The sequence below is a fragment of the Laceyella tengchongensis genome, assembly GCF_900182735.1.
In the GTDB taxonomy this organism is placed as follows: domain Bacteria; phylum Bacillota; class Bacilli; order Thermoactinomycetales; family Thermoactinomycetaceae; genus Laceyella; species Laceyella tengchongensis.
On sequence record NZ_FXTU01000004.1, the window covers coordinates 42,221 to 55,404 of the forward strand.

14 protein-coding genes and 1 tRNA gene are annotated in these 13,184 nt (G+C 47.1%); 14 read left to right on the forward strand and 1 reads right to left on the reverse strand.

The window, feature by feature from the left end:
• Window positions 1–234: 234 nt before the first annotated feature.
• The 3 genes from QQZ12_RS09650 to QQZ12_RS09660 all read left to right on the forward strand — a co-directional run bounded on the left by QQZ12_RS09650 (window position 235) and on the right by QQZ12_RS09660 (window position 3,761).
• Entirely contained in the window at window positions 235–1,119 is an 885-nt protein-coding gene (locus tag QQZ12_RS09650) for a phosphate/phosphite/phosphonate ABC transporter substrate-binding protein (RefSeq protein ID WP_102993432.1), read from the forward strand.
• A 239-nt stretch (window positions 1,120–1,358) separates the two neighbouring features.
• Window positions 1,359–2,639, forward strand: coding sequence for a hypothetical protein (locus tag QQZ12_RS09655; RefSeq protein ID WP_284724338.1), 1,281 nt, complete (start codon window positions 1,359–1,361; stop codon window positions 2,637–2,639).
• Window positions 2,640–2,660: 21 nt separating this feature from the next.
• Window positions 2,661–3,761 (forward strand): hypothetical protein, encoded by a 1,101-nt coding sequence (locus tag QQZ12_RS09660; protein ID WP_284724339.1) that lies wholly within the window; start codon window positions 2,661–2,663, stop codon window positions 3,759–3,761.
• Window positions 3,762–3,848: 87 nt separating this feature from the next.
• On the opposite strand, the gene QQZ12_RS09665 is transcribed toward QQZ12_RS09660, so the two are convergent.
• Window positions 3,849–4,628, reverse strand: coding sequence for a 2OG-Fe dioxygenase family protein (locus QQZ12_RS09665; protein WP_284724340.1), 780 nt, complete (start codon window positions 4,626–4,628; stop codon window positions 3,849–3,851).
• Between the two features lie 244 nt (window positions 4,629–4,872).
• Here QQZ12_RS09665 and QQZ12_RS09670 point away from each other — a divergent pair.
• From QQZ12_RS09670 to QQZ12_RS09720, 11 genes are all read left to right on the forward strand, one after another.
• Window positions 4,873–4,948 (forward strand) — tRNA-Ala (locus QQZ12_RS09670).
• A 137-nt stretch (window positions 4,949–5,085) separates the two neighbouring features.
• The gene (locus QQZ12_RS09675) at window positions 5,086–6,111 is read left to right on the forward strand and encodes a tyrosine-type recombinase/integrase (protein ID WP_284724341.1); all 1,026 of its coding nucleotides are present in this window, start codon (window positions 5,086–5,088) and stop codon (window positions 6,109–6,111) included.
• A 164-nt stretch (window positions 6,112–6,275) separates the two neighbouring features.
• Entirely contained in the window at window positions 6,276–7,082 is an 807-nt protein-coding gene (locus QQZ12_RS09680) for a helix-turn-helix domain-containing protein (protein ID WP_284724342.1), read from the forward strand.
• A gap of 55 nt (window positions 7,083–7,137) precedes the next feature.
• Complete coding sequence (locus QQZ12_RS09685) at window positions 7,138–8,235, forward strand: hypothetical protein (protein ID WP_284724343.1); 1,098 nt, start codon at window positions 7,138–7,140, stop codon at window positions 8,233–8,235.
• A gap of 905 nt (window positions 8,236–9,140) precedes the next feature.
• Window positions 9,141–9,530, forward strand: coding sequence for a hypothetical protein (locus QQZ12_RS09690; RefSeq protein ID WP_284724344.1), 390 nt, complete (start codon window positions 9,141–9,143; stop codon window positions 9,528–9,530).
• Between the two features lie 64 nt (window positions 9,531–9,594).
• Window positions 9,595–10,464 carry a helix-turn-helix transcriptional regulator gene (locus tag QQZ12_RS09695; protein ID WP_284724345.1) on the forward strand — a complete coding sequence of 290 codons (870 nt, stop codon included), beginning with the start codon at window positions 9,595–9,597 and terminating at the stop codon, window positions 10,462–10,464.
• A 230-nt stretch (window positions 10,465–10,694) separates the two neighbouring features.
• Complete coding sequence (locus QQZ12_RS09700; protein ID WP_284724346.1) at window positions 10,695–10,961, forward strand: helix-turn-helix domain-containing protein; 267 nt, start codon at window positions 10,695–10,697, stop codon at window positions 10,959–10,961.
• A gap of 309 nt (window positions 10,962–11,270) precedes the next feature.
• Window positions 11,271–11,429, forward strand: coding sequence for a hypothetical protein (locus tag QQZ12_RS09705; protein ID WP_284724347.1), 159 nt, complete (start codon window positions 11,271–11,273; stop codon window positions 11,427–11,429).
• Entirely contained in the window at window positions 11,422–11,775 is a 354-nt protein-coding gene (locus tag QQZ12_RS09710) for a hypothetical protein (RefSeq protein ID WP_284724348.1), read from the forward strand. The genes QQZ12_RS09705 and QQZ12_RS09710 overlap by 8 nt, the downstream gene beginning before the upstream one ends.
• A gap of 19 nt (window positions 11,776–11,794) precedes the next feature.
• Complete coding sequence (locus QQZ12_RS09715) at window positions 11,795–12,586, forward strand: hypothetical protein (protein ID WP_284724349.1); 792 nt, start codon at window positions 11,795–11,797, stop codon at window positions 12,584–12,586.
• A gap of 16 nt (window positions 12,587–12,602) precedes the next feature.
• Window positions 12,603–13,178, forward strand: a complete 576-nt coding sequence (locus QQZ12_RS09720) for a hypothetical protein (protein WP_284724350.1) — start codon at window positions 12,603–12,605, stop codon at window positions 13,176–13,178.
• Window positions 13,179–13,184: the final 6 nt, after the last annotated feature.

The window sequence follows — 13,184 nt, forward strand, 5'->3', positions numbered from 1 at the left end:
TTTATTCAAAAGGTGGTCTCCTGAGCAAATACCAATAGATCATTTCAAAAAAAATCCTTTATTAGCGCAATCGCTTGATTTGACTGGTCAGTCTAGTTTAGAGCCTGTTCTGTAGCGCCTAAAAATGGTAATAAACGGAATGAAAGGGTGATTTTGTTCGTGTGTTTTTGGGGATCTTCCCTTACACTGGTTCAAGGGATATGATGACCCCTGTAACTGCGGGAGGCGGAAGGTATGAAACGTCAAGGACTTATTTGGTTATTATCCGGTTTGATTCTATTGATCGTAATGGCGGGATGTAGCTCGTTGGCGGGTGCCAAGAGTGACGTCACTTTGCGCATGGGCGTTGTACCCAAAGGGGATCCGGCGGAGATGCGCGAGCGTTATGAGAGCCTTATTGCTTATTTGGAGAAAGAGCTAAGCGTTGATATTGAATTGTATATGCCGAACAATTATGACGCCGTGATTGCGGCGATGAAGGAGCGGAAGATTGATTTCGCGCTACTTGGCTCTTATTCTTATGTGAAAGCGGAGAAAGAAATCGGCGCCGTTCCTTTGGTGATGGAATCGTATCCACAAACGGGAAGCGGATACCGTAGCTTGATCGTCACCCGCCGGGGCAATGGCATCACTTCGATTGCAGACTTGCGGGACAAGCCGTTTGCTTTTGTGGATCGCACATCCACATCCGGCTTTTTGATGCCAAATGCCTACTTTCAATTATTGCATATCCAGTCGCACCAATTCTTCAGTGAAGCGCGGTTCATGGGAAGTCATGACGCAGTGGCGCAAGCGGTGAAGAGCGGCCGGGCTGTGGCAGGGGCGCTGGACAATCAATCCTATGAGCAAATGCTGAAAAGCGGAGAGATCAGCCCAGATGATTTGACCATTCTTTGGAAATCAGAGTTAATTCCTGGTTCACCTATCGCCGCCCACCCGGAGATGGATGCCCAGTTGCGGGCGAAGTTGACCGAAGCATTGCTTACGGCTCACACCCGCGAACCGGACGCGGTGAAGGACTTGGGGTTGGCCAAATATGTTAAAGCGGATCGCGGGATGTATCAATCTGTACGTGACGCGATGTTTTTGATTGACGCAGGTTATACGTTAAATCGATAGTTTTAGTGAGGCGGCAAGCGGGAATATGGTCTTGTCGCCTTGTTTTATGCGCTTGTCTCATAGAAACGCCCATCCCCCATATGGTTTGCCGGTGGGAAGCGTGACCGGAACATAGGCACTCATCCAATAAGGAAAGAGTGTCTTTTCATTTTTTATTTTAATTTTTGCAACTGTTTTCAGTTTGGTTTTCTGCTAAGATGAAGAAATGTCAGGAGAAACATGGAAAAGGAGTGAGTACGATGGGCCGTCGCTTTGTGTCGGATGATATCAATGATGATTTGATGCAAGAGAAGGTTGAAGATGCGCTGGAGTACAAGCCGGTAAATCGGGACAAGCCGAAGCGCAAGCGTTTGAAACGCTTTTTCTCGTTTTTGTTCGGGGTGATTCTCATTCCTACGGTGATGTCGATCGTATTGACGGCATACGAGGGAAAAGCGAAAGAGTGGGTATGGGATCTGTTGGGGATAGAACAGGCAAAAGAAACCGAGATGGATCAATTGAAACGATTGGTTAAGGATGGGAACTTGATCCATTACGATTGCGGCGTGTTGGGCTCTACCGTGCGCGGCGTGGTGGACAACTGTGGTGAACCCGCATTGAGTAGAAGAACGATCTTATCTGATGCGATAACTCAAACTCTGGGCTATCAAAAAGGCGATCATCATATCATTTTACTTGATTTTAATAATGAGAGATTGAAACGGATATCTGTGATCGACAACATGTTTCTGTCGACGACGTTGGACGATATCAGGCGCACGTTTGGCGTAACAAATAATAAGCCGTTTGAATTCGAGAAAACAGAGGGCAAAGAGAAAATTAAAACGCAGACATACACATACAACATGGAAGGCGGACAAGAATTAAAATTTACTGTTCGCAAAGATAACAAAAAGTTGTTACAGATCGAGATAGAAGATCCCAAACAATACCCTTATATCAAGAAGTATAACCCATTTAACCGAGTTCATCGGGCGCCTGCTCACAAAGAAGCGAGTGGTGGCATGGATGCGGTGGTCAAGTTGAAGGCGGCCTTTGACAAAGGGGATATGATTAACTACGACTGCGGCCCGTTGGGAAGCAGTTTGGCAGAGGTGTACAAGAAGTGCGGCGCCCTCGTTTCTGCAAAAGGCTACGACATGGGAGAAGAAACTCAATATGTGAATTGGGCCTTCAAAAACAGAGAGATCAAGACCAAGTTTTATCGTGGGGTGTTGGCTTCTATTTCTGTGAACACCTTCTCTTATTCGGAGAAAAATTTTAAAACGGTGGAGAGACCTTCGCTCGCCATTACGCCGGAACAAGTGAAGCAAGTGTTTGGTAAGCCGATGCAGGAGAAAGAGAGCACGTTGTTTGATACCAAATCCTTTTATCTTACATACAAGATAGATGGGAAAGAGATTACTTTCTCTTTCAGCGATAACAAGTGCCAAGACATTTGGTTACGCCGAGCCGATATGTTTGAGCCGAATTTTGGCTATATCAAAAGGGAGTTTAAAGAGAAACAAACCTATCGCTAATGGCAAGGGAGGGAAATGATCATGTCGAAAAAAAGGAAATGGTTGTCCGCGATCTTTGGCGTGCTGTTGATCCCAGGGATCTTGAGTGTAATTTTGATTGCGTTCGAGGACCAAACCAACCAATGGGTGATGCAGATTGCCGGAAATGAGCCGGTAGAGGTGAAGACCAAACGATTGGCACAGAAGAATGAATTGATCTACGGCGATTGCGGCGCACTGGGGGATCGCTTGGAAGATGTGATGAAAGAGTGCCCAAACTATGTGTACCAATTGCGTTCGCAATCAACGACTGCCCCGTTTGAATTGAGACATGAAGTGCGGATCAAAGGGGAAGCAGGTCGGACGGTGTCGTATTTCTTCACCAACCAAGTGCTGACGGAGATGGAAGTAACTGATCCTGCTTTCGCACAGGTAACTTTCAATAAGGTGAAAAAAGAATTTAATGACACGAAACACAATGGCCTTAATGATGAAGTGAGCGAATATGCCTATCCTGTGGGCAAGAACAAAGTGACCTTCGTGTATGATCCAGACAAGCGGTTGTTGCGCACAATCCGCTTGGAAGGAAGCAGCATCAGACCTAAGGGGGAGAACAAATCCGTTCCGGCTTTGCAAAAGGAATACAAAGCGAGCCCAGATAAAGAGTTGCCCCTGGCTGGTGGGGAACCCGCAGCGCAAAAGCTGAAGCAATACATGCAAGCTGGGGATTTGCCAGCGTATGGTTGCGGCGCTTTGGGTACTACTTATGACCAGGTACTGACCACCTGCGGCAAGGACTTGGTGTATGAAGAGCAAGATAAAGAGCAGAAAATCAAACGCATCGGCTATGAATACAAGAATCGAGCGATCAGATTAACTTTCCACGAAGACAGACTCACCCGAATCGAAGTGGAGCAAAAGGATAAACCTTGGAAAATTGCTGGAGTGAATAAGGTATTTGGCAATCCGGTCAAAAGAGAAGTGAAACAATCTTACTACCAATTGGGCCAACATGTGGTGGTGCTCAGCTACAATGATACGATGCAATTGAACAAAGTGGCCGTCGCCGATGCGAAGTGGCACAAGCAAGAATTGCAAAAGAAAAAATCAGATGAATTCAATCTGGAAGACTTGATCTTTTAGCAAAAAGCCCACGGTAGGTTGTTCCGTGGGCTTTGGCTTTTTTATTGTTCGTTATAATTTAAACATTACTATGTCAACTAGGCTGAATTATGTGATTGCTATCACCGTCGGCGTATAATCGATCAGCAACATGCCGCGCTCTGCGATGCTACCGTTGGGGCCGCAAGTGACAGGGCTGACATAGTGGCTGACCATCCTGTCGCAAACGCCGTAGGAGTCCAGTGGTTCGGTCAAGGTGAATCGCGTGTGAACCAGATGTTCCGGAACCTCATCCAACTGCTTGCCAGTACAGTCGGGATGGGCAATGGCATTAAGGCCACCCTTCACATTGCGGTATGTGATAAGATGAGCAAATGTGAACGGCTCGCCGTCCTGATGGATGTGGTTGGGGGATGCGAATGCTTCTTCACCTGGTTTCACAAGAAAATTGACCAAATGCACACCGACATGAATGGGCATCACCAAGTCGCGCGCTTCCCAAAACGTTTGCTCGTAATCATGGAGGATGATGTTATGTAACAGGGGATTGGCCTTGGTAGCTTCGGACAGCGGCGCGAATGCCCGGTAGGTATCCACATGCTCGGCATTGAAGGTCCCCTGGAAATATTCGCAGACTTCCACGCCATCTTCCCGAATATGGTTTGGCAGCCAGCAAAACGAGCCATCCCACGGCAAGATAATAGCCCGGGAATAGCGGCGGAAACGTGTGTGATTTGGAGCATAAGGATCAGGCGGCAGATCGGCGAACGCCTGTTGCAATTGTGACAACTCTTCCCCCAGTGTCGGATATGACCACATTTGTTTAAGGTCGAAACGAATGAACCCGTTTTCTTGTAATGGTTTAGATTGAGTGAGTAACTTTTCCATGTCGACAAACCTCCTGTAAGCATCATACCATGCTGCTTATATGCAGAGGGGGATTTTGCAAAGTCTGAATCTTGAGATGATGAGAGGAGCCTGCTGTGATGGCAGGAAGAAGCGAGGTGGGTAGATAATATGTTTGTATGAAAGGCTTTGTTAGTGGAATAAAATAACTTTCCCGGAATGGGTATTTTGTTGTTGACATGGGTGTTCCATCTGGATACAATAACTATTGTAGTCAATTGAATACGGGGCATTAGCTCAGCTGGGAGAGCGCTACACTGGCAGTGTAGAGGTCAGCGGTTCGAGCCCGCTATGCTCCACCACACGGTTTAAAAGCGTTGGTGTACCGTTATTTTACCGGAGTGTTAACGTTCATTCACTCGGTAGGGTAGCGGTACACTTTTTTGTGCCGACATTAACCCTCTTGACACGTTATTTGCGCGTGTTAAGGGGGGTTTTTTTGTTGCCGAAAAACGGAAGACGCGGCCGCGCGAAGCTAGAGCGGGCGTTAAGTCGTTCTAATGAAACGTTAGCAAGCCTACCGGAACTAGTCGAAATGTACATTTACGCCAAACAAGCGGAGGGCACCGCGAAAGGCACGTTAACTAACAAGCGGCTAGCCGTTAACAAGTTCTTACAGTTCGTCGAAGACAACGGACATCAAGACGTATCATTGCGGGCGTTAAGCGTTCAGACCGTTCGGGAGTTCATTTCCTATCTACGGTATAACCACGTAAAACACGAAAATAACCAATTTGTCGATGACGACTATAAAACGGCGGGTTTATCGCCTTCCACGGTTAACACGCATTTGAAACATTTGCGCGATTTCTTTAACTTCCTAAAATCCGAAAAATACACCGATGACAACCCTTTCCATGCTGTCAAGCTCGTTAAAGAACCCGTGGACGCGGTAGAGGCGCTAACGATGGATGAAATAAAGCGGCTGGTACGCATTCCTGATACTAAGCGATTCGCTGGATTTCGGGATTACGTTCTAATCGTTCTACTACTAGACACCGGGTTGAGAATCAGTGAGGCACTCGCGCTTACCGCTGATGATATCGACTTTAAGACACAAAACATTACCGTTAAAGCCGAGAACGCTAAGAGCGGTAAATTCCGGTTCGTACCGTTCAGCCCCAAGACCGGGCGGTTACTAAAAGAGCTAATAGCCGAGGTAAAGGAAATAGATTGCGTTTATCTGTTCTGCACGGTCTACGGGAATCCGCTAGAACGGGAGATATTCCGCAAGCGATTAAAGAGGTACGCGGAAGAAGCGGGGATTACGCGGAAAGTATCGCCGCACGTTCTACGTCATAGCTTTGCGACGCAATATTTGCTAAATAACGGCGATGTAATGTCGCTACAGAAGATTCTAGGTCATTCTTCCATCTCAATGGTTCGGCGATATGTACAGATGACCGACGCGGACATATCGAAGACACACGCCAAGTTTTCGCCTATACAAAATATCCGAGTTTAGCCATTCAGACATAAAAAAGCGCCGAGCATAAGCCCGACGACACACAACGACACAAAACACATTAAAGAGGTTTTTATTATAGCAAGTGGGCGGGATATGCTTCAATACCGCTACACTAATAATCGTGTGTTAGTCGGGGCTCTCGGTAAAGGGGAGCCGACAGCATGAGCAAAACCGCTAATAAAACCGCTAATAAAACCGCTAATAAAACCGCTAATAACTACGCGCAACTCGCGAAGAAATACTCGCTATTCAAAAACGTTGAACACTTAAACGGAACCGTCGCCAAGCACTTGTACCATAAAACGCATCTACTTAATAAAAACGCTATCGCCGTTTATAAGCTACTAGCACGCTACGCGGTCAAATTCTGCGGTACCGCGTTCATTAAACATGACACTTTAGCCGAAAGTATCGGAATCAGTCGCCGGACGGTTATCCGCGCGATTGACCGACTCATCGAATTGCGCATTATTGCGAAGAAGAACGTATTACGAGAAAAAGCGGGCGGCTACGGCTCGAATTTATATATTCTATTGCCATATTCTACTAGTGACACAGCGCATTTGTCACAACGGGAAGAACCGGAACAGCCAAGCGAGACAAGCGATAAGACCGTCGAAAATGACGACGAAGCAGTAATTTCTAAAAGCATCATAGAGAAGTTTAATAAACGTTTTTCTAGAAAAAACCCGTACAACCGATTCAAAAGTCTAGTACTCAATCGTACAGGAGATAAAAAATTGTTATACAAAATTTACGGCGTGTTTCTGATGAATATTAAATGGTTACGCTCTGGTTACGACATTAACGAGCTAACCGACATAGGATTGTATGCGTTAAGAGAAGCATTTAAGGCATTCAAGAAAGGAAAAGTACGCTCTTTGACGGGCTATTATAACGGAGTTTTGCGCAACTGTTTAGACGCTCTCTATGAAGAGACTATGACCGGATGTGAATATTACGCCTGATATGGCGGACTAAAACAAATACGCTTAAAAAGCGTCATACAGGAGGAGATAATATATGCGATTCTTAAACGTTCTGTCGGCTTTAGTGGTTCTCGGTTGTGCTGTCTGGTTGAGTCTCCACCACACGCACGCACTTTTTATGGGTGTAGGCTTTAATTCTCGCGATGCGTGGGTCGCCACGCTACTGTCTGAAACCCTATTTCTAACAGGCGGTTTGAATCTTGCTAATTCTCGTCTTCGCGGCTATACACCGTCTGTACCCGCGTATTTAGGCTTTATTCAAGGCGTCCTACTCGTTGGCGCTAGCAATATCGTTGCTACGTGGGAATATGGGCTTGATGGTTGGTTGTTAGGCGGGTCAATCGTTACCGCTGTCCTCATCTCTGAGGCAATCATGACGGCAGAGACGAAGAAGAAGAAGGCGGACGAGAACGCGGAACAGGAACCGGAGAAGAAGGCGGAAAACGACCAGCCAAAAAACCCAACCGACCGCCCAGACCACCACAACCAACCGGAGCAACCAGACCGCCCAAACCATCCAACCACCCAACGGGAACAGGCCGACCAACCGAACAATCAACCGGAACAACCAACCGCCCAAACGGATGGAATCGACCGACCGGATGGAATCGACCAACCAACCAACCAACCAGAAGACAACGGCAAAGCCGACCAACCGGATGAAACCGCCCAAGTAGCGGATACCGCCCAAACCAATCAAGCGGATGAGACCGCCCAAGACGTCGCCAAGTCGGAAGAATCCGCCCAACCGCTACCAACCACCCAAGCGGAAGCAACCAACCGACCAACGAATAACAACCAACCGACCAATCAACCAGGAGGAACCACCCAACCTGAACAACCGGAGGAGGTAACCGACCAACCAACCGACCAACCAACCGACCAACCAACCGACCAGCCAACGGGTGCCACCCAAACCACCCAAAACGACGAAACCGCCCAAGCGGATGGAACCGAGGAGACCGACCAAACCGACAAACCTACCACGCCGTATGAGTGGGCGGTACACGAATACAAGAGAACGGGAAAAGTTCCGACCCGTCGCGGATTGGCGAAGCTGGCGGGCTGTTCCGAGTGGAAGGCAGGCAACGCGAAGAAACAACTAGAAGAGGAACTCGGATTAGCCGGATAACGAGTAAATGGCGCACACCGCGCCTTACTATAAATACATTTCCATTACCGAAATGGTGATTTAAATGTTAACAGAGAAACAAGCGCAAGTATTCAGCAACGCGCAGGACGCTATTAAATCGGCCATCAGCGAGATGAGCCGGAAATATCCGGCGCTAGACGCAGAGGCGCTAGAAAACTACCTACAGCGGGAACTACGAAAGTATTGCGCTAAATTCGACCCTCGGAAGGGTGACGGTGAAGAGTTCACAAGCGCGGTTATACGTACTAAGGCGCGTATGTTCGTTACCCGCGCACTTAAGCGGGGTTAACAGCGGCACGCAAACGGGCGGGGCTACGAAAAAAAAATTAACTTTTTTCGGTTCCGCCCTTGCATTCTGACCCAAAATGCGTATGTAGGTATGAGAGAGTATTTTTCCGCAAGATAGACGGTTTAAATGTGACAGATTTATGGCAAATAGCGGGCAGGGGTTATAAAATCGGCTCAAACGCTTTTTGTAATCTATGAAGGCAGTTAAATCCTCTGGTGAGCTAAACCCGGAAAAAGGGTAAGGTGAGCGGGGCAACCCGTATCACAAATAATATTTTATTCCGCATTAGCGCAACCTTTATTCGTTACTTGTATCCGTATACGCTTCAATCCAGCGTTTCATCTACGGAGCCTTGCTCGAGTATGAGCGCGAAATGACGGCGGGTAACCGTTAGGAAGAGTCAATAAGGTATTTCATACGTTATGAAGGCGTAGGCCGCGTGGCCTGCGCTTTTTCTTTTGCAATCATAATCAAGTTTTTCCATATAAAACCGAAAGTTATTTCTCTGAAAGCTGTGCGACCACGTGGTCAGCCCAGTAATGTATATTGAAGGCTTTTTTTCAGTCTGACAAGTTAAATCAAGGAGGAATTTTATATGCCGAAAAAAGCGAAAACCACGTATTACAATTGCCCGTATTGCAAACGACCGCATGACGTACTGCTTACGGTTGACCGTTCCGGCGAGGCTAAAGCGCTGTTCTGTCCGCATGCAAAGGATATTATCCGCGTACTTGACTACGTTTGGAACGGTATTAACATCGAGAAGTTAGTTCGCAACTACATTATGATTTGCATTGACTTAACCGGAATCGAAGATATGAGCCTACGAAACATCGGACGGCTAGCATTTAAAATCGCTAAGAGCTTACAACGGGAAAGCCCCGTTATCAAAAAGGCAAGCGTTAACCTCTTTTACATTAAAAGAATTGCCGAAATGCTACTGCTATCGTTTCAGAATGACAGCTTAGAGCGCACTTACAAGTAACGGCGTCGACAGTGGCGCCGCTTAAATCCCGATTAACACTAAATCCCGTGGAGGTTGATAAATCATGGAAAAGCAAAAATACAGCATCGAGTTTAACCCGACTCTGGAAGTAGGAAACGAGGCACGGAGTGAAGCATTCGCCGAGTACAACAAGCGGAAGTCATACGCGCAAGAAATCGAAGAAGAAATCGATAAATGCATTGGCGCGCTGAATGACGACTGGTACGAGTACGAGTTGAAAAAGCTAATCTATCCGCTAGACATGCGCGACAATGTGAATTTCGAGACGGGCAAGACTAAGACGAAGCTGGCGGCGGCTATTATGTCGAAAGTCCGCGCATTCGTTAAGGAAAACACCGATTTATATTACGGTGATTCTATCGGCTCCGACATGTACCACTTAGCGGTAGAAGACGTAGGTAGCAGGATAGCGGCGCGAGTCGGTATTATCATCGACGACATCTATAACATGCGACTACGACCCGACGAATTCTGTTACTTCTACATCGAGCGCGCCATTAGAAACGAGCTAACCCGTATCACTCAAGAGTTAATACGCAGACACGGCGGAAAGGTCGCTCACGGTGTTAAATCCGACGAACTGACCGAAGAAGAACGGCAAGAGTTGGCGCGAATCCGCAAGGAACGGAAAGAGAGACGACGCCACGCCGAAGAGATGTATAAGGAACAGGAACGCGCGCGCCGCGAACGAGAAAACGACGTCGAAGGACAGGTAACTCTAAAAATTACCGTTGAAAACATGATTAACGACCCGGCGCTGAAAGACGAAGAGCGGGCGGTACTCGTTTATATGTATCGCAATCCGGGCGCGGGACAACGAGAAGTAGCCACGGAGCTAAATATTTCGCAAAGTAAGGTTAGCCGAATCGTTAAGCGGCTCGCGGAGAAGCTGAGACACCACATAGAAGAATAAAGAAGAGAGATTAAGGGACAGAGTCCCTTGCAGGCTCTGCCTGCTATCTCTTATCTCTATCTATTCTATACGGTATTAATGTATTAGGTATTAGTCGGTATTACGTTATCTATATCGGCAGGGGCGTTACCTTCCGGGGCGCGTTGCACCCCGTAAGAGATACCCAAAATTAAAAAGTGATTCACTTTCAGCAAAAAAAAAATAAAAAATTTTTTCGGGAGGGATTCGCCGTGAAAAATCAACGATTGACAATACTTATGACGCGACGCGATTTAGACGTTATATGTTCGCTACTCGGAATTACACGTCGCGAACTAGCGAAACGCGTCGGCTACTCGGAATCACATATTTCACACGCCCGCAAGCACGAAATTCCGATGCGCCTATCCCGTCGGATTGCTGAGCGGTTCGGGCTGACGGATTCGCTCGTACTGGAAATGCGACGCTTGCAAATGCTTTTCGATAGCATCACTAAAGCGGAAGGAGATGACGAATAATGGCGGTTAACACCGAGCGGCTGTATAAGTTTATCGAAGAGAACGTAAATAAATACTCGCTTAAGAGAGTTAGAATCGACAAACTAGAAAAGTTAGCGAATAGACTCGCTTATCTGTACTGCAAGGAATTTAAAGAGGATTATCACGCAGTAAAACCCGTTGCTTTAGACCGATTAAGACGAATTAGATGCAGACCGGAATACTATAACGTCGAACTGGACAGCAGATTTAAACGCCGTTGGAAAAAGTATTAACTTTCCACGGTGTTTTTTTAAATACAACGATTACACCGCAGGAGGTGGCCGAACGGTGCAAGAACCGGAAAAGCTCTTCACGCAAGAAGACGTTAACCGCATCGTTAAAGAGCGGCTTAAGCGGGAGCGCAGAAAGCGGGCAGACCTGCTTAATTACATTGCTTGGCTGGAAGAGAAAGTAAAAGAGAATAAAGAGGCGATGAGCGATGAGTAAATACGTTATAGACCTACGACTCGTTAAGGATAAAGAGTTACGAGCCGTCGCGCTAATTGAAGCGCCTAACGGTGAAGAAATCGACGTAATAGATTTTTCCAGCCCGTATTTTACCAAATCAGGCGTAGCCCACAGCACGCTAGACAAGGCGGCGAAGGTTGTAGCGGAACACGGCGGAAAACACATTCATTTGAAAACGAATTTCTTACCCTTACATCGAGATTTTTCGCGAAGGCGGAATAACTTTCCGTTAACCCGCGTTACGTTGGGACGCTTGAAAGAGTACGGCGTAAAAATTGACAGCATAGAACTGATTAACGATGAAGAAACGGGTTTAACCCTTTAATAAACAGGAGGTATATATTATGAAAAGCCAAACGATTCACACAAACGAATACGGAGATAAACACGTAGAACAGGCGCTATTTATGACAGAAAGTACTAACGTAGACGGCAATCGCTACGAAAAAGGTAATATCTATAACGTCGAACAGGCCAAGGCCGCGCAACTGGTTGAGGATGGCGTTGCAAGTCCCGTTTCATTTCCTGCGCTAGAAGCTATTTCTGTTACGATAGACCAGCGCTTGAGCCAGTTCAAAAAGCAATACGAAGAAATTAAACATCATGAACGCTACGCGGACAGTGAGGCGGAACGTAAATTCCAATTGAAAATGCTGGAAATGAATCTTGAGGCGGATATGCAGGCGTTGAAACAGAAGTACGCGGAAGAACTAGAGAATTTGCAACGCGAAATCGCGCGGGAGAGTCTCTCAGTAGAATTCACCACGTCCGAAACCGTTAACGCCTACGCCGATAACCTCATTGCAGAAGCGCAATACACGGACGACAAAGAAGGATTAGCGGATTTGCTCGCTATTAAGGTATCCGCGATGGACGACAACGAGCGGTTAACCCTTCTGCGTCGCTTTGGTCGGATTGCCGCCGCTTTGACAGAAGGAGCCGCAGGGAACAGCAAGACACGGATTAAAGAGAAGCTCGGTAAAATTCATGCGGAGTTGAAATCCGCGCATAAGCAAAATGAATACGATTTAAAACTTCGTCAATTGGCGGCGATTAAACAGAATGACCCGCTTACCAACTACCGCTTATATAAGATGGCCGTAAAACGCAACGACGCAAGCCGCTTTAACTTCTAAACGGAGGTGCTAACGGATGACAGACCGGAATGATAACGCGGAGCGCGGATTTATCGAAATAGAACAATACACCGCACTGCGGAAAGAACACATGAACGCGCAAGTCGAGATTGAGAAACTACGGGCGGAGCTTGAACGGCTCGCGCCCTTCAAAACGAAATGGCTAGATAAGGTAAAAAATGACCTGATGAACGAGTATAACATACCTGATGAACAACGGGAATATTGGGCGGAACGAATTACGGGAGACAGCGAAGAAGAACTAAAAGACGCGGTTGAACGGTTGTGGCGTGAATTGAAGCTAGACGCCCGCCCTGCTTACGTAGACCCAGTGAGCCGGAACCCACGCGCTTATATGCCGTCTAGCAACGTTAAAAAGGCGTTATATGACATCGGACGACAAGCGGCAGAAAAGGCGCTAGGGATGAATGAAGGCGGTTCGCGCGTCGTAGAGCGTGGGGGCGTCGGGGCTAGACGTAGCGTAATACCAACGAATAAACCGATGGGTAACCCTCCGATGAAGTTACCGCCCCGGAATTCGGTACACGGTTCCAGCGGATGGGCGAAACTCTTTAAGTTCTTCGGTAAGTAAACTCTA

Coding starts and splice junctions, on each gene's coding strand:
- QQZ12_RS09650 (WP_102993432.1), top strand. CDS start 235: ATGAAACGTCAAGGACTTATTTGGTTATTATCCGGTTTGATTCTATTG.
- QQZ12_RS09655 (WP_284724338.1), top strand. CDS start 1,359: ATGGGCCGTCGCTTTGTGTCGGATGATATCAATGATGATTTGATGCAA.
- QQZ12_RS09660 (WP_284724339.1), top strand. CDS start 2,661: ATGTCGAAAAAAAGGAAATGGTTGTCCGCGATCTTTGGCGTGCTGTTG.
- QQZ12_RS09665 (WP_284724340.1), bottom strand. CDS start 4,628: ATGGAAAAGTTACTCACTCAATCTAAACCATTACAAGAAAACGGGTTC.
- QQZ12_RS09680 (WP_284724342.1), top strand. CDS start 6,276: ATGAGCAAAACCGCTAATAAAACCGCTAATAAAACCGCTAATAAAACC.
- QQZ12_RS09685 (WP_284724343.1), top strand. CDS start 7,138: ATGCGATTCTTAAACGTTCTGTCGGCTTTAGTGGTTCTCGGTTGTGCT.
- QQZ12_RS09690 (WP_284724344.1), top strand. CDS start 9,141: ATGCCGAAAAAAGCGAAAACCACGTATTACAATTGCCCGTATTGCAAA.
- QQZ12_RS09695 (WP_284724345.1), top strand. CDS start 9,595: ATGGAAAAGCAAAAATACAGCATCGAGTTTAACCCGACTCTGGAAGTA.
- QQZ12_RS09710 (WP_284724348.1), top strand. CDS start 11,422: ATGAGTAAATACGTTATAGACCTACGACTCGTTAAGGATAAAGAGTTA.
- QQZ12_RS09715 (WP_284724349.1), top strand. CDS start 11,795: ATGAAAAGCCAAACGATTCACACAAACGAATACGGAGATAAACACGTA.
- QQZ12_RS09720 (WP_284724350.1), top strand. CDS start 12,603: ATGACAGACCGGAATGATAACGCGGAGCGCGGATTTATCGAAATAGAA.